This window comes from Streptomyces sp. NPDC002845 (assembly GCF_053591955.1).
On sequence record NZ_JBSFUU010000045.1, the window covers coordinates 17364 to 33196 of the forward strand.

Here is a 15833-nt window from a genome sequence, read left to right on the forward strand (position 1 = left end):
GGAGTGATCGATGCTCTTCCGAAGTGTTCGCCCGGCCCTGCGGCCCTTGGCTGCCGCCTCGTCCTCGAATGCTTTGGAGTTCCCGCATGCCTACACAGATCACCGCGCTCGCCGTCAGCAAGTCCTTCAACGGCAGGCTCGTCCTTGACTCGGTGAGCTGCTCGCTCGCCGCGGGCGAGCGCACCGGGATCATCGGTGAGAACGGATCCGGCAAGACCACCTTGCTGCGCCTGCTCGCCGGGCGTGAACGGCCCGATCAGGGCGAGGTCGTCGTCCAGGCCGCCAACGGCGTCGGCTATCTCGCCCAGGACGAGCGGCTCGCCCCGCAGGCGACCGTCCAGCAGATCATCGACCGGGCGCTGAGCGATCTACGCGCCGTCGAGCAGCGAATGCGCCGTCTGGAGGCCGCGATGGCCGATGGCGACGAGTCGGGCATGGCCGAGTACGGCGAACTGATGACGGTCTTCGAGCTGCGCGGCGGCTACGACGCCGACGCCCGTGTGGAACGTGCCCTGCACGGCCTCGGCCTGGGGCTGGTGAACCGTGACCGTACCGTTGGCAGTCTGTCCGGCGGAGAACAGGTCCGGTTACGGCTGGCGGCCGTCCTGGCGGCCGCGCCGGAGGTGCTGCTGCTGGACGAGCCGACCAACCATCTCGACGAGGGTGCCCTGAGCTGGCTGGAAGAGCACCTGCGCACCAGGCGGGGCACCACGGTGACGGTCTCCCACGACCGCGTCTTCCTCGAACATGTCGCCACCAGCCTGCTGGAGGTGGACGCCGACCGGCACCGCGTCGTCCGGTATGGCAACGGCTACACCGGCTACCTCGCCGAGAAGACGGCTGCCCGGCAACGCTGGGGCCAGGCGCACGACCAGTGGCGGGCCGACGTCGACCGGCTCCGCGATGCCGCCGCGACCACCGCCCGCCAGGTGGCCCCCGGCCGTCCGATGAAGGACGGCAACAAGATGGCCTACGACCGGGCGGGCGGCCGAGTGCAGCAGTCGCTGGCCAGCCGAGTGCGCAACGCCGAGGAACGGCTGCGCCGCCTGCTTGCCGACCCGGTCCCGCCCCCGCCGGAGCCGCTGCGCTTCACTCCCGTACTGCGGGCCCGCCGCCTGCAGGGCGTTGTACTCGACGCCGCAGACATCGCCGTCACCGACCGGCTCGACCGCACGAGTCTCACCGTCACGGCGGGCGAACGCCTGTTGATCACGGGGCCGAACGGAGCGGGCAAGAGCACCCTGCTCGGCGTCCTGGCCGGAGAAGTCGCCCCCGACGGCGGGAGCGTCACCCGCCGCGGCAGGATCGGCTACCTCCCCCAAGAGCCGCACCCCGGGGAACCGGAGGAGACCGTGCTGGCCGCCTTCGCCCGTGGACGGGCGGGGGAGGCCGCCGGGTACACCGAACGGCTGCTGTCCCTCGGTCTGTTCGACCACGACCAGCTCACGGTGCAGGTCGGCCGGCTGTCCACCGGGCAGTTGCAGCGTCTCGCCCTGGCGCGATTGCTCAGCGAGCCATTAGACGTCCTGTTGCTCGACGAACCCACCAACCATCTGTCGCCCGCCCTCGTCGAGGAGCTGGAAACCGCTCTGACTGGGTACAACGGCGCCATCGTCATCGTCAGTCATGATCGCCGGCTGCGTCGGCGCTGGCGGGGCGCCCACCTGGCCATGCGCGCGACTTCGACGTCCGCCACCAAGTGCTGAGGTCCTCCAGACCCGCAGACATCCCTTCAGAAGGAAGCAATTCGTGATGCCACCTGTTCCCGCCGACCCGACCGTGGTCCATCCGATGCCCGAGCAGCCGCGGGTGGTACTGCTGAAGCCACTGGTCACCTCGCCGCTGATCGAGGTCGGGGAGTTCTCCTACTACGACGATCCCGATGATCCGACCGCCTTCGAGACTCGCAACGTGCTGTACCACTACGGGCCGGAAAAGCTGGTCATCGGGAAGTTCTGCGCGCTGGGCGAGGGCGTGCGGTTCGTCATGAATGGCGCCAACCACCGCATGGACGGCCCCTCGACGTTCCCGTTCCCGATCATGGGCGGTTCCTGGGCCGAGCACTTCGACCTCGTCACTGGCCTGCCCGGACGGGGTGACACGGTGGTGGGCCATGACGTCTGGCTCGGTTATCGGGCCATGGTGATGCCCGGCGTCCGCATCGGGCACGGAGCGATCATCGCTTCCGGCTCCGTCGTCGTCGACGACGTCCCCGACTACGGCATCGTCGGCGGCAACCCCGCCCGTCTCATCCGCCACCGCTACAGCGATGCCGACATCGACCGTCTCCTGGCCCTGGCCTGGTGGGACTGGTCGCTCCAGCACATCACCGAACACATCCGCACGATCATGTCCGGCAGCATCGAGGACCTGGAGAACGCGGCGGCCGGGCACACGGGAAAGGCACGTCAAGACCCACCGCCCCGCAGGGCGACGGGCCGTTGAACGGTCCCGGCACAGCACGACCGAATCTGCGGAGGTCGGCCAGCGACCTGCGAAGATCTTCGCGCCCGTCGGCTCCCGTATCCAGCCCACTCCACGGCCCCTTCTTCGGGAGACGCTACGCGCAGTGAGGCTGAGCGGCTTCACCGCCATGTCGCCGAACTCCGGTGGTTGCCCTCCGTGCGGTGCCCCGCTCCCGTACGGGCCATTCATCCACATTCCAGCACCGAGAATCGAGCTGTCAGCATGCCTGCTTCGTCCCAGCACAACCCCTTCGCCGACTGGCTTCGCGCCCATGCCGTCCCGCTCACCCACCACGACCGTGAGGCGCCGCTCGATGACCTGGAGCCGCTGCGCGCCATCATCGGCGAAGCCCGCGTCGTCGCGATCGGCGAAAATTCCCACTTCATCAAGGAGTTCGCACTCATGCGCGAGCGCATCCTGCGGTTCCTGGTCGAACGCTGCGGCTTCACCGTCCTGGCCTTCGAATACGGCTTCAGCGAAGGCTTCTCCCTCGACGCTTGGGCCCAGGGCGAGGGGACGGACGATGACCTGTCGGCCCACCTCGCCGCAGCGATCCCCGTGGGACTCGATGAGCCGCTGCGCTGGATGCGCCGGCACAACCGCACAGCCTCACCACCGGTGCGTTTCGCCGGCATCGACATCCCGGCGGCCGGTGGGTCCTTGCTTCCCGCCTTGTCCCCGGTCGCCGACTACTTGCGCCAGATCGATCCGGAAACCCTGCCGGCGGTCCAGACGGCGATGCGGATCGCCGAATCGTTCGCCGGTGGCTCCGGGGCCGTGGCCGCGCCCGCGTGGGCACGCCTGGCCACCGCCGAACAGGACGCCCTCAGCGCGATCCTGATGCGCCTGCTCATCCGGTTCCGCTCCGTCGAGCCGCTGTACGTCTCCCACGGCGACCAGCAGAGCTACGACATCGCCTTGAGACGCCTCGAAGGCGCCTGCCACGCCGACTACACCTTCCGCGCCATGGCCGACCTTTTCGCCGGAAAGGGGCTGCCCGCCGACACCTCGGCCCGGGACATCTACATGGCCGGGTCGGTCCTGTGGCACCTGGAGCGCTTCGAACCCGGGACCCGCGTCGTGCTGGCGGCTCACAACGCCCACATCCAGAAATCACCGATCTCCTTCAACGGCGACCTCACGACGCTCCCGATGGGACAGCACCTGCACAGCGTGCTCGGCGATGAGTACTTTGCGCTCGGCCTGACGAGCACCAACGGACACACCGCGGACATGCGCCGCGACGAGAACGCACGCTTCGGTTTCACCATCGACACCACCGCGCTGGAACCGCCCGAGCAGGGAAGCATCGAAGCCGACCTCGCCGATGCCGACCTCGGGCTCAGCATGACCGATCTTCACCGGGCACGCCGCGAGGCCCCCGACAGCGCCGGCCTTGCCCCGGGCCCCGACCGCATCCGGATACAAAGCGCCTACCTGCACACCCCCGTCCTCGACGCGTTCGACGCCATCCTCAACACCCCGATCTCCACCGTGGCCGACGACCTCGAAAACACCTGAGATAGGCCAATGACCAGGGCGATGAGAACCAGAACACACACCCGACTCCAGCGCCGGACCTCCCTCACCGTCTCGGGTGCCGAGCCCGCCGCCGACTGGTCGGCAGTCCTGAACGCGCCCGGTGATCTACTCGCCGTGACCGACCCTGGTGGAGCGCCCTTCACACGGGCGGACTGAGCAGCTCGAAGGCGTGGCGGCACCTGGCCCGCCGGCACAAGGTGTTCATCGCACTCGCGAGTGACATCGCGCACCCGGCCGACATCCCAGCTTGCCCAGGACCGCGGCCAGGTGTACGCCCTGCTGTGCCACAGACCGACGCTGAGCCGACACAGCCGGGTAGGAGGCGGAACGGGACGGCGGGAATCGACCGCCCTGTTCCGCTCCTGGTCGTTCACCGCGGTCGGTAGACCGATACGAGGAAGGACGCAGTCGCCTGGAAGGGTGTGCCCAGTAAGGCGATCCGCCGGCGCAGTACGTCGGGGTTGATGTGGCGGGCGGTGGGGCCCATGAAGGACAGGGCTTCGATGTCCTGGGCGGTCAGGGCCATGACGTACTCCAGTGCTTCGGTGTGATCGGGTTGGAAACGGGCGGAGAGCGTGCGGCGCAGGCGCTCTTCCTTGGCCGGGTCGACCGACAGCAGGCCGAGGTGCCGCTGGAGTTCGCCGAGGTGTTGCGGTGCGGGGGTGACGATCAGTAGCGCACCGCTCGGCTGGAGGATCCGGTGGAATTCGGGGCCGTTGCGGGTGCGAAGACGTTGAGACGAAGTCGACGGCGTGGCTCCGTACCGGAAACGGTTGCCAGATGTCCCAGCTGGCGGCTCCTGCGCGGGCGTGGGACCGGGCTGCCCTGCGGAGAGCGTACGGGGATGTGTCCAGCCCGAGGCCGACGGCTGCGGGGAGGGTCTTCAGGACGGCGGCGAGGTAGTAGCCGGTGCCGACCCCGGCGTCCAGGACGGTGCTGTCGGGCGGGCCGAGCGCCGCGGTGAGACGGGCGAGAGTACGCGCGAGCGGTGCGTAGTGGCCGGTCTGCAGGAAGAGGGTGCGGGCCTGGACCATGGAGGCAGTGTCCACGCCGGTGGAACGCCGGCTGCCGGTCAGGAGGCTGGCATAGCCCTGCCGGGCGATATTGAAGGAATGTCCGCTGGGGCACCGCAGCGCCTGGCCGGCAGGCTTGAGGCGGTCGTGACACAGCGGGCAGAGCAAGATGTCGAAGGGCCTGTGCTGCGCTTGATGGCGCGCGTTGGGCGGGGTAGGCATGGTTGTTCCTCAGCAGCGGTGGGCTGCGTGGTCGGCGGAGCATGGATCCGGAGCCGTTGGCGTGCGTCGACCGGCCGTGATGCCTGCAGCGCCGCGCTGAGTGGGCGCCCCGTTCACCTGGCCACTGCCCAGCGGAGGACCGCAGGACGGATGTGTGGTTGGGGCATGGGGAGTGACATCAGCAGGCGATGGTGGGCACGCCAAGGGAAGCGACGTGGTCAGAACTCTCCGGTTCGGGCCGGATGGTCAACGCCGCTGTCGTCTCCGCCGTTTACAGAAAGACGTGCGGGATGCTGGTACATGCCATGCCCCGAGGCTACAGCGAATCGGTAGCACAACAGCTGTTGGGAGGAGGGACCGACAGATCCGTCGGCGTCGTCGCTCTGGTTTCCACCGCGTCGCCAGACGGGCCGCCGACGCCGTTCACGCTCCTCGTTTCCCAACTGCCAGACGTGGTTTGGTGTTTGGGTGTCGGGGACGTGTGGCGCTCCCTACGGTGTCTGGCGTCAAGACTGTGGCGCTGTCGGTCGGCCAGGGCGGATGGGTTTCGCTGGCATGAATGAGGCCGCTGCGACGCCGAGGTTGCGGACGGCCGCGGCCTTCTGCACTCGCAAGGCCGATCACCTGCGGCAGCGCGACCTGACGGCTGAAATCGCCGCTATGCAGGCCGAGTTGACCAAGGCGTGCATCATCCGCGACCAGCTTGGACGTCGTGTGCGGCGTTGACCTTCGGGATCTCGAGGAACGTTCCCTCGTGCGCTCAGCAACCGCCCCCCTATGTCCGGCGGTGTCTGCTTCTGGCACGTGACGAGCTCGCACAAGATTGGTCGTGGATGCTCGATCCTTTCGCTGTGATGTGGCGGTATGCCCACTCAGCCTGCACACCAACTATCAGCGGATGCACGCGAGTTGTCCTTTGCGGTCGTTGGCGGACAGCTCGTGCGATCTTGTGACTTTGGCTCCTACCGTGTGCTGAGGCACTGAGGGGGCTGCAGGGTCTTTCTAGGGTGTCGGCGGGAGCCGGGGGCAGATCGTGGCGTCGTACTTTGAGCGTTTGGACCGGGAAGAGTCGACCGTGCGTGACCGGCTGTCCGGGCTGCACGAGGAACTTGAGCGGATCCACAAGCAGATCGGCGAGGCCGAGGAGCGGCTGCGCCGGTTGGCTATCACCCGGGAGACCCTGGAGTCCTTGCCGCCCGCCACCGCTCCAGGCGGTTTTAGGGCTTCGGAGGCGGAAGAGGCGGCAGGCCCATCAGCGCTGGCGCCTGAAGGGCCTTCAGCCCCGACAGCCTCCGAGTCTCCGCAGGGGCCGCTTGAGTGGGAGGAGAGCCGACGGCGGATGCTGTCGCTGCTGGCCACCGCGGGGCGGGCGATGAAGGCGAGGGAGATCGCCGCGGCGGTCGGGGAGGACGTGTCGACTCCGGCCCGGGTGGAGACCACCCGCGGCCGCCTGAAGAGGCTGGCAGAAGAGGGCCATGTGGTCGAGGGCCCGGTCGGCTGGTTCGCCATCGCCGTAGAAACCACCGCTGGTGGCGGAGAGGAGACGGCTGGAGAGGGCTGAACACAGGCTCCTGCGCTGCCCCGCGAGGGGCGGGCGGCAGGAGAGGGTCGGCACCGCCGGTGTTCATGCCTCCGACCATGCAGATGCACTCCTTTCCGTGAAGATCGGCTTCAACCCCTTCACCGGCTGCTTGACCAGCCGGTGGGCTTGGTCTGTGACGTTGAGTTCGGAGATCTCCGGCCGGATCCGCGACTACTGCCCGCGCCTGCCGCACCGGCGGTGGGCGCCGGTGGCCGACCAGGTGCGGGCCACGGTGACGGCGGCCGCCCCGGCCACCTGCTATGAGACACGGCGGCTTCTTTATGCCGTGGGTCGCCTGGCCGTGTGGGCCGACCAGCAGGGCCTGCCACGGGACCCGGGAGTGTGGCTGCGCACGGAGACGATCGACGCCTTCGTGCTGTCCGGCTGCACCGGCCTGGACGGATCGACGGTCCAGACCTGCCGCACCTGGCTGCGGCGCACCCGCGAGGCGCTGGTGTGGGTACAGCGCGGGGAGGCTCCGCCCGTGCGGATCTCGTCCCGAAGGAACCCGCAACCGCCTTACGACAAGGGCGAGCTGGCCAGACTGCGCAACTGGGCCGGGCACCTGCCGGGCCAGGCCCGGCAGGACGGCCTGGCGTTGACGGCGCTCAGCGCCGGCTGCGGCCTGGCACCCGGTGAACTCGCCAAGGTCCGCGGTCATCACATCGATGCCGCCTGCGGGGTGCCCGTGCTGGACGAGGCCCTGCTCGGGCGCCTGGTGGCCTGCCGTGCCGACTGGGCACCGGTCCTGGTGGAACTCGCCGACGCGGCAGGGGCCGGCTACGTGTTCCGGCCGGGCCGGAAGGTGGCCGCGGCGAAGAACCTGGTGTTGTCCTGGCCGACCCGCCACCGGCCGCCCGGCGGCCTGCCCCGGCTGTCGGCCCGCCGTCTGCGGTCGACATGGATCGTGGGCCTGCTGGCCGAGGGCATCAGCCCGGCCGTCGTCGCCACGGCAGCCGGGATGACCTCGCCGGCCGGGCTCGCCCCCTACCACCAGTGGGTCCCTCCGCTGCCGCGGAAGGAGGTCATCCGGCTGCTGCACGGGCACCGCCGATGATGCCCCGTCCGGCGGCGGACGAGGAGGCCGCCCGCGCCCTTCGGCCCCGCATCCGCCCGGGAAAGATCACCAAGATCGAGGACTCGAAGGTCGGACAGCTGCTGACGCTGCTGGACCGCTCCGGGGTGCCCCAGCACCTGGAGGAACTGCTGCGGGGACGGCCGGGGCCGGCGGGGGTGCGTCCGCGCACGGTGCTGGCCGGGCTTCTGCTGGCGGCGTACTTCACGGGCAGGGCCAGCATCGCCGAGGCGTGGCGGATCCTGCACTTCCGCCTGGAGCCCAGGGCCCGCAGCTGGCTGGGTGTCCCTCAAGAGCCGCCCGCAACGGTGCGGGAGAGCATCGCGGCCAGCCGCCGCCTCTACCGGGGCTTCGATCGCATCACCACCGTGCTGGACCCGGCCCGGTGCAACCGCCGTTCCCGTCTTCCCCGGGAGATCGCCGACGCCTACGCGAAGGCATGGAACGTCCCTTCCGGCAGGCAGGCCGCCGAGCGGCTCCAGCTGCTCGCCAACCAGCTGGTTCTCTCCCCGGTCCGCCTTGCTCAGGACCGCGGTTACCTGCGCGGCTGGCGCGGGGACGTGGGCGTGGACGCCACCCCCATTCCGGTCCTGGCGCGTCCCTCCAGCGAGCGCACCCAGACCGCATCCGTGGAGATCACGGCCGGCTGGCACTACAGCGCGGGCTCGGACGAAGGCACCTTCGGCTACAGCGCCACCTTCGTCGTCGCAGCCCACCGCCGCCGCCCCGGCGAGAGCGCTGGCAAGCCGACGGCCTACCCGCAGATGTGCGTCGGCCTGGTGCTGGACACACCCACCGTCCGCATCGGCCGCAACGCGATCGTCGCGCTCCAAGAAGTCAGCAACCTCCGCCTGCCCACGGGCACGTGCGCGGCCGACCGCGCCTACACCGGCTGCTCCCCCGAGCACTTCCAGATCCCCGTACGCCGCCTCGGCTACCGCCTGGCCCTGGACTACAAGGTCGAAGACCGAGGCCCGCAGGGCAGCTGGCAGGGCGCCCTGCTCATCGACGGCTGCCTCGCCTGCCCCCACATGCCTCGCACGCTCGCCCACGCCACAAAGGGCCTCGACGACAAAGCCGTACGCGAAATCCGCGACAACCAGCAGCTCATCGAACACATCGCCGCCCGCGAGCCGCACTTCCTCAAAACCAAGCAGGGCCCCGACGCCCGAGGCGCCATCCGGCTCCAGTGCCCGGCCGCCGGACCGTCGCCGTCGGTGAACTGCGCACGCCGCGACCGGCTCCGCCCCCGCAAGCCCCGCACCTCGGGACCGCCGTCGGCGGTGGTCGACTTCACCGATCACCGCAAGCGTGCTGCCCACCCCGCCGCCCGGCCCACCGTCCAACTCCCCCAGGACGAATGGCTCACCCTGCCACCGGCGGACGAACTGCCCCCGGTCTGCAGCAAGTCCGACATCACCGTCCCCGCCGCCGGCGACCTCAAGACCGCGAAGTTCCGGCAGGACAGCCACTACCTGTCCGACGACTGGATCGCCGTCTACAAGCCCATCCGCTCGCACAACGAAGGCATCCACGGTCGCCTCAAGGGCGACGAGATCGACATCGGCAACCCCAAACACCGGCCAGCCCCGGGCCAGGTCGCCCAGACGCTCCTCGTCGCCATCCTGGTCACCGCAGGAAACCTCGACATCCTCGAGACCTGGCTCTACCAGCGCACCGGCGCCCAACTCAGCCGCCTGGACTACGACTACGCCGATCCCCAGCCACCAACACGGCCAGAAGCAGAGCCGCCCGCGCAGACCGGACGGCCACCGCCGTCCACCACAGATCGCTGAGCGGGAAGAACCACATAGGACCTCAGTCAGCCCCGGCAGCCCGGAGCTGACAGTGATGGGCGCGACAGAGAAATACAGCACGGCGGCGCGGCCACCCCCAGGGATCGCCGCCATCCATCACCCCGAACAACCTCGAACAGACCCCGGAAACGACGACGATCCCGCACGATCATCATGATCGCCGGGATCTCGTCAACCGACCCTGAGCTAACTCAAGAACGGCCGTGCGTGGACCTGAGGGGATTTGAACCCCTGGCCCCCTCGATGCGAACGAGGTGCGCTACCGGACTGCGCCACAGGCCCTTGCAACGAGTGAAACTCTAGCATCCCCGTCCGGGTGCTTGGAAATCCGTTCCGTGCTGGTCAAGGAGGGCTCTGTGGCGGCCGACGGACGCCCTGTTCGTGAGGCGGGGACGGCAGTCGGTGCTACTCGTTCGCCGCGCGTGGACGGTCGCCGTCGTCGTACTGGTCGAAGAGCGGAGTGCGTCCGCGTTCGCGGGCGCGGCGAGCGGAGGCGGCGCGGCGGGCGTCGGAGCGGCCGCCGTCGGGGGGGTCGGCGGCGGCAGCCGGGGGCTCCTCGGCGGCGGCCTCCGGCTCCCGCTCCGGGGGGCACGCGCCGGGTTCCGCCGCGCTGGAGCGGGCGGAACTCCACGCGTCCGGTGCGCCCAGGTCGACATTGGGTGTGGCCCGGGGGGCGACCGGGGCGGTGACGTAGGTCGGGAGGGGAACCGGGACCGGGTCCCAGCTGTCGCCGTGGCCGGGGCGGCGCTGGCGTTCGCGCTGCTGGTCGACCCACTCGGCGTGGTCGGTCTGCTCGACGAGGGCGCGGCGGTCGGCGGCGAGGGCGGACAGGCCGGGGTTGGTCGCGGTCTCTGGCGCGTCCTCCGGTTCGTCGCTGTCCGGGTCGGGGGTCGGCCGCCGCCGGGGCTGCCGTTCACGCAGCCGCTGCGCCGCCGCTTCGGCCCGCCTCCGGTCCATCGTGTACGTGAACCGCTTGCGCTCCTGCGCCCGCAGGTACGCGATGTACACGCTCAACAGCACCGCCGGCACGCCGGGTGCCCACAGGAGCGCGAGGCCGCCGACCGCCGCGACGATCGCCCCGAGCGTGAAGGCGAGGAAGAGCATCACCGTCGTACGCCGTCGGCGCGCGAGCACCTTCGAGCGCCGGGCCCGCGCCGCGGCCTCCGCCGAGGCACCGCTCCGCGCCCCCGGCCGCCGCTTCGCGGAAGGCTGGGGCGCCGACTTGGGCACTGGCTTCTTGGACGCCGGCTTCTTGGGTGACGGCTTGGCGGCCGCCTGCTGCGGCACCGGCCGCGCACCCGCACCAGCAGCCCCCGCGCTCGCACCCGCGCCTGCACTCGCACTCGCACTCGCCGAAGGGCCCTGCTTCGACTCGCCCCGCTCCTTCGGCAGCTCCGTCTTCACCCGCGGCCCCGTCGGAGGCATGGCGAAGGCCCGGACGTCCACCGAGTCGGTGACCGCGTCCGGGTCGGCGCTGTACTCCCCCTCGTCGGTGGAGCGCGCCCGCAGGTCCTTGGCGTACCGGCGCTCCATGCCCGCCCGTCCGGACAGGAGCCGGATGGCGGTGCTGAAGCGTTCCGTCGGACGGGCTTCGTTCAGCTCGTCCTGCCTACGGAGCCACATCGGCACCAAGTAGGCGGCCCAGGCCCCGACGATGACTGCGTAGATGAGGCCGCTGCTGCTCACGCCTCACACGGTAGAGGGGTTTGCGTGAGGCCATCCGCCAATTGAGCCGGTGTGTCGCACGATCTGGCTGATATTTCGAGCTTTTTTTGTGACCGATGTGATCAGCAGGCCACCGGGAGCGCGAAATTAACGCTCCGAGAACGTCTCAACACGATCGCCGACCGTTAATTTCGAACAGGTATTTCGAACACGTATTTCATTTGCTGGGATTGCCCGGCGCGCTCGTGTCCTGCGAGAAGCCCGGCGAGAAGCCCTGCGAGCGGCCCCGCGAGTGGTCCTGCGGCCGGTCCCGCAGACCGGCGCTCTGAGTGCGCCGCCAACGGCTCAGGAGCCCTTCGGGCACCTCTTCGGCGGTGAGGGCGAAGACGAGATGGTCGCGCCAGGCGCCGTCGATGTGGAGATAGCGTGGACGAAGCCCTTCCTCGCGGAATCCGAGTTTCTCGACGACCCGCCGGCTGGGCCGGTTCTCCGGGCGAATACAGACCTCGATGCGGTGCAGACCGACGGTCCTGAAGCAGTGGTCGGCCACGAGCGCCACCGCCGTCGGCATGACGCCCCGCCCGGCGACCGCCTCGTCGACCCAGTAGCCCACGTGCCCGGAGCACATGGAACCCCAGGTGATCCCGGCGACCGTCAACTGCCCGGCGAGCCGCCCCTGGTACTCGATCACGAACGGCAGCATCCGGCCCGCGTTGCCCTCCGCGCGCAGGTGACGGACCATCTGGCGGTAGGTCGGCCGGTGCACGGCCGGGCCGCTGGGCGCGGGCGGCGGGATGGTCGCCTCCCACGGCCGCAGCCAGTCCCGGTTGCGCCGGTTGACCTCGCGCCAGGCCCGCTGGTCGCGCAGCTTTATCGGCCGGAGGACGACATCTCCGTCCACCAGCACGACGGGCCAGGATGGGCTGTTCAGCTCGCACCCCCGGGGGATCTGGAGGGGTCCTTGTCGGTTGTGGAATCGGTTGCGGAGTGGGTTGTGGAGTCGGTCGCGGAGTGGTCGCCGCCGGATGCCGGGCGGTCCCCGGCGGGCCTCGGGTGGTCGCCGCCGCGGATCTGATCGACGGCGTGCACCAGCAGGGGCTCCAGTACGGCCAGGCCGTCCTTCACCCCGCCGGTGGAGCCCGGCAGGTTGACGATCAGCGTGCCTCCAGCGACTCCGGCGAGCCCCCGGGACAGCGCCGCCGTCGGCACCTTCTCTCTTCCGAACGCCCTGATGGCCTCGGGAATGCCCGGCACCTCGTGATCGAGGACCGCGCGGGTCGCCTCCGGGGTGCGGTCGGTGGGCGAGATGCCCGTGCCGCCGGTGGTCACGATGACGTCGTACCCGGCGTCGACGCCCGCACGCAGCGCCGCCTCCACGGGGTCACCGTCGGGGACGATCTGCGGGCCGTCGACGGCGAAGCCGAACCTGACGAGCCCCTCGGCGATCAGGGGTCCGCCCTTGTCCTCGTAGAGCCCGGCGGCGGCCCGGTTGGAGGCGGTCACGACCAGGGCGCGGTACGGCATGCCCGTCTTGCCCGTCATGCCCGGCTCCAGTCGCCCGACTTACCGCCCGTCTTCTCCTCCACGCGTACGTCCGTGATGACCGCCCCCTTGTCGACCGCCTTGACCATGTCGACCACGGTGAGCGCGGCGACGGAGACCGCCGTGAGGGCCTCCATCTCCACGCCCGTACGATCCGTCGTCTTCACGGTGGCCAGGATCTCGACGGCGTCGTCGGCGACCGACAGATCAAGCTTGACACCCGACACTGACAACGGGTGGCAGAGCGGGATCAGGTCCGGGGTCCGCTTGGCCCCCATGATCCCCGCGATGCGCGCGGTGGCGAGGGCGTCGCCCTTGGGCACTCCCTCGCCGCGCAGCAGCTCGATCACCCGCGGCGAGACAAGGACCCGGCCGCTGGCGCGGGCGGTGCGCGCGGTCACGTCCTTGCCGGATACGTCGACCATGCGGGCGGCCCCCGCCTCGTCGATGTGCGTCAGTCGGTCCTGCGTACTCATGTGCTGTGGCGCTCCCGGTCAGGGCCTGGTCGCGGTGCGGCGCGCGACCTCGTTGTGCGCGACACGGTACTCCCAAGCCGGAGGCCCGACCCGGCCAGCCCGGGCTGCCTCAGCCGAGCAGGACCACCTCGACCTCGGTGCCGGGTTCGACCGACTCGGCGTCCTCGGGGACGACGATCAGCGCGTCGGCCTGGGCGAGGGCCGCGACCAGGTGCGATCCGGCACCCCCTACGGGGGTGACCCTGCCGTCGGCGTACGTGCCGCGCAGGAACTGGCGCCGTCCCGCGGGCGAGGTCAGCGCCTTGGCGGTGTCCAGGGTGGCGCGGGTAGTGGGCCGGTGGACGTCAGTCAGGCCCATGAGGGTGCGGATCGCGGGGCGGACGAAGACCTCGAAGGAGACGTACGACGACACGGGGTTGCCCGGGAGCGCGAGCAGCGGCGTGTGGTCGGGGCCGATGGAGCCGAAGCCCTGGGGCTTGCCGGGCTGCATGGCGAGCTTGCGGAACTCGATGCCGCTGCCCGCCTCGTCCTCGTCGCCGACGGACTCCAGCGCCTCCTTGACGACGTCGTACGCCCCCACGCTGACCCCGCCGGTGGTGACCAGCATGTCGGCGCGGACGAGCTGGTCCTCGATGGTGGAGCGGAGCGTCTCGGCGTCGTCGGCGACGGCGCCGACCCGGTAGGCGATGGCTCCGGCGTCGCGGGCGGCGGCGGTGAGGGCGAAGCTGTTGGAGTCGTAGATCTGGCCGCCGCGCAACTCCTCGCCGGGCTGGACGAGTTCGCTGCCGGTGGACAGGACGACCACGCGCGGGCGCGGGCGTACGCGTACCGTGCCGCGGCCGATCGCGGCGAGCAGGGCGATCTGCGGCGGGCCGAGGACGGCGCCCGCGGCGAGGGCGCGATCGCCGGCCTTCACGTCGCTGCCCTTCGCGCGCACGTGCGCGCGTGGCCCGGCCGGGCGGTGGACGTGGACCTGTCCGGTGGCGCCCTCGGGGGACGCGCTGTGGGCGCGCATCCCGGTCACGGGACCCTCGCCGAGGCCGCCGTCGGTCCACTCCACGGGGACGACGGTCTCGGCGCCGGGCGGCAGCGGAGCGCCGGTCATGATACGGGCGGCCTCGCCGGGGCCGACGTGGGGCTGCTCGCCCTGGCCGGCCGCCACGTCGCCGATGACCGTCAGGACGGCGGGGAACTCCTCGCTCGCGCCCGCGACATCCGCGACCCGTACCGCGTACCCGTCCATCGAGCTGTTGTCGAACGGCGGCAGCGACAGCGGCACCGTGACGTCCTCGACCAGGACGCAGCCCTGGGCGTCGAGGAGTTGCAGCTCGATGGGTTCCAGGGGGCGGACGGTGGCGAGGATGTCCTCCAGGTGTTCGGTCACCGACCAGAGGTGGTCCCGGCCGGTGTCGCGGGTCGCGGCGGTACTCAAAGTCCCTGCATCTCCTCGGCTACGTAACTGCGAAGCCAGGTCCGGAAGTCCGGGCCCAGGTCTTCACGTTCGCATGCGAGTCGGACAATGGCACGCAGGTAGTCGCCTCGGTCACCGGTGTCATAGCGGCGGCCCTTGAAGACGACGCCGTGCACTGGTCCGCCGACCTTCTCGTCGGCGGCGAGCTGCTGGAGGGCGTCGGTGAGCTGGATCTCGCCGCCGCGGCCCGGCTCGGTCCGGCGCAGTATGCCGAAGATGCTCGGGTCGAGGACGTAGCGGCCGATGATCGCGTAGTTCGAGGGGGCGTCGGCCGGATCCGGCTTCTCGACCATGCCGGTCACGCGGACGACGTCGGCGTCCTCGGTCGTCTCGACGGCGGCGCATCCGTAGAGGTGGATCTGCTCGGGCGCGACCTCCAGCAGCGCGATGACGCTGCCGCCGCGCTGCTCCTGGACCTCGACCATGCGCTGGAGGAGCGGGTCGCGCGGGTCGATGAGGTCGTCGCCGAGGAGGACGGCGAAGGGCTCGTGGCCGACGTGCGGGGCGGCGCACAGAACGGCGTGGCCGAGGCCCTTGGGGTCGCCCTGGCGCACGTAGTGCATGGTCGCGAGGTCGCTGGACTCCTGGACCTTGGCGAGCCGGTTGGCGTCGCCCTTCTTCTGGAGGGCCGATTCCAGCTCGTAGTTGCGGTCGAAGTGGTCCTCCAGGGGACGTTTGTTTCGACCGGTGATCATGAGGACGTCGTCGAGCCCGGCCGACACCGCTTCCTCGACCACATACTGGATCGCCGGCTTGTCGACGACCGGCAGCATCTCCTTGGGAGTGGCTTTGGTGGCCGGAAGGAACCGGGTGCCGAGACCGGCTGCGGGGATGACAGCCTTGCTGATCCTGGGGTTCGACTCAGTCATGGCGGCAACCTTATCCGGTGCCTATGTGCGGAATCTGTGGCTCCCGTTAAATCGTTCTCATATGAGCACATTGCAGTCAGTTACCGACACAGT

The 15833-nt window shown here is 70.3% G+C and carries 16 protein-coding genes, 1 tRNA gene and 1 pseudogene; 9 read left to right on the forward strand and 9 right to left on the reverse strand.

Going from position 1 to position 15833, the window contains the following annotated elements; translation table 11 throughout:
• Window positions 1-86: 86 nt before the first annotated feature.
• The 4 genes from abc-f to ACWD3C_RS28865 all read left to right on the forward strand — a co-directional run bounded on the left by abc-f (window position 87) and on the right by ACWD3C_RS28865 (window position 4164).
• On the forward strand, window positions 87-1706 hold the full coding sequence (gene abc-f / locus ACWD3C_RS28850; RefSeq protein WP_451148938.1) for a ribosomal protection-like ABC-F family protein: 1620 nt from the start codon (window positions 87-89) through the stop codon (window positions 1704-1706).
• Between the two features lie 46 nt (window positions 1707-1752).
• Complete coding sequence (locus ACWD3C_RS28855) at window positions 1753-2445, forward strand: CatB-related O-acetyltransferase (protein ID WP_451148940.1); 693 nt, start codon at window positions 1753-1755, stop codon at window positions 2443-2445.
• A gap of 243 nt (window positions 2446-2688) precedes the next feature.
• On the forward strand, window positions 2689-3987 hold the full coding sequence (locus tag ACWD3C_RS28860) for an erythromycin esterase family protein (RefSeq protein ID WP_451148942.1): 1299 nt from the start codon (window positions 2689-2691) through the stop codon (window positions 3985-3987).
• Window positions 3988-4008: 21 nt separating this feature from the next.
• Window positions 4009-4164, forward strand: a complete 156-nt coding sequence (locus tag ACWD3C_RS28865; RefSeq protein ID WP_451149049.1) for a hypothetical protein — start codon at window positions 4009-4011, stop codon at window positions 4162-4164.
• Window positions 4165-4378: 214 nt separating this feature from the next.
• Here ACWD3C_RS28865 and ACWD3C_RS28870 read toward each other — a convergent pair whose 3' ends face one another.
• A complete protein-coding gene (locus ACWD3C_RS28870) occupies window positions 4379-4534 on the reverse strand; it encodes a hypothetical protein (RefSeq protein ID WP_451149051.1) in 156 nt (51 codons plus the stop codon).
• A 21-nt stretch (window positions 4535-4555) separates the two neighbouring features.
• On the opposite strand from ACWD3C_RS28870, the gene ACWD3C_RS28875 reads away from it, so the two are divergent.
• Window positions 4556-4684 (forward strand): hypothetical protein, encoded by a 129-nt coding sequence (locus ACWD3C_RS28875; RefSeq protein WP_451149053.1) that lies wholly within the window; start codon window positions 4556-4558, stop codon window positions 4682-4684.
• A gap of 445 nt (window positions 4685-5129) precedes the next feature.
• Here the strand turns inward: ACWD3C_RS28875 and ACWD3C_RS28880 are convergent.
• Window positions 5130-5243, reverse strand: a pseudogene (locus tag ACWD3C_RS28880) (hypothetical protein); the annotation flags it as partial.
• 555 nt (window positions 5244-5798) lie between these two features.
• On the opposite strand from ACWD3C_RS28880, the gene ACWD3C_RS28885 reads away from it, so the two are divergent.
• From ACWD3C_RS28885 to ACWD3C_RS28900, 4 genes are all read left to right on the forward strand, one after another.
• Entirely contained in the window at window positions 5799-5969 is a 171-nt protein-coding gene (locus ACWD3C_RS28885; protein WP_451148944.1) for a hypothetical protein, read from the forward strand.
• Window positions 5970-6297: 328 nt separating this feature from the next.
• Window positions 6298-6804 (forward strand): hypothetical protein, encoded by a 507-nt coding sequence (locus tag ACWD3C_RS28890; protein ID WP_451148946.1) that lies wholly within the window; start codon window positions 6298-6300, stop codon window positions 6802-6804.
• A 154-nt stretch (window positions 6805-6958) separates the two neighbouring features.
• A complete protein-coding gene (locus ACWD3C_RS28895; protein ID WP_451148948.1) occupies window positions 6959-7882 on the forward strand; it encodes a hypothetical protein in 924 nt (307 codons plus the stop codon).
• Complete coding sequence (locus tag ACWD3C_RS28900; RefSeq protein WP_451148950.1) at window positions 7879-9696, forward strand: hypothetical protein; 1818 nt, start codon at window positions 7879-7881, stop codon at window positions 9694-9696. The genes ACWD3C_RS28895 and ACWD3C_RS28900 overlap by 4 nt, the downstream gene beginning before the upstream one ends.
• A gap of 229 nt (window positions 9697-9925) precedes the next feature.
• On the opposite strand, the gene ACWD3C_RS28905 is transcribed toward ACWD3C_RS28900, so the two are convergent.
• The 7 genes from ACWD3C_RS28905 to galU form a co-directional block, all read right to left on the reverse strand.
• Window positions 9926-9999 (reverse strand) — tRNA-Ala (locus ACWD3C_RS28905).
• Between the two features lie 123 nt (window positions 10000-10122).
• Window positions 10123-11403, reverse strand: coding sequence for a divisome protein SepX/GlpR (gene sepX, locus ACWD3C_RS28910; protein WP_451148952.1), 1281 nt, complete (start codon window positions 11401-11403; stop codon window positions 10123-10125).
• Between the two features lie 196 nt (window positions 11404-11599).
• On the reverse strand, window positions 11600-12289 hold the full coding sequence (locus ACWD3C_RS28915; protein ID WP_451148954.1) for a GNAT family N-acetyltransferase: 690 nt from the start codon (window positions 12287-12289) through the stop codon (window positions 11600-11602).
• Window positions 12290-12309: 20 nt separating this feature from the next.
• On the reverse strand, window positions 12310-12906 hold the full coding sequence (locus tag ACWD3C_RS28920; RefSeq protein ID WP_451149039.1) for a MogA/MoaB family molybdenum cofactor biosynthesis protein: 597 nt from the start codon (window positions 12904-12906) through the stop codon (window positions 12310-12312).
• Between the two features lie 14 nt (window positions 12907-12920).
• Complete coding sequence (gene moaC, locus ACWD3C_RS28925) at window positions 12921-13400, reverse strand: cyclic pyranopterin monophosphate synthase MoaC (RefSeq protein ID WP_356593449.1); 480 nt, start codon at window positions 13398-13400, stop codon at window positions 12921-12923.
• A 109-nt stretch (window positions 13401-13509) separates the two neighbouring features.
• On the reverse strand, window positions 13510-14832 hold the full coding sequence (glp, locus tag ACWD3C_RS28930) for a molybdotransferase-like divisome protein Glp (RefSeq protein WP_451148957.1): 1323 nt from the start codon (window positions 14830-14832) through the stop codon (window positions 13510-13512).
• Window positions 14829-15740: a UTP--glucose-1-phosphate uridylyltransferase GalU gene (galU, locus tag ACWD3C_RS28935; protein WP_451148959.1), complete on the reverse strand. Its 912-nt coding sequence runs from the start codon at window positions 15738-15740 to the stop codon at window positions 14829-14831. The genes glp and galU overlap by 4 nt, the downstream gene beginning before the upstream one ends.
• Window positions 15741-15833 lie beyond the last annotated feature (93 nt).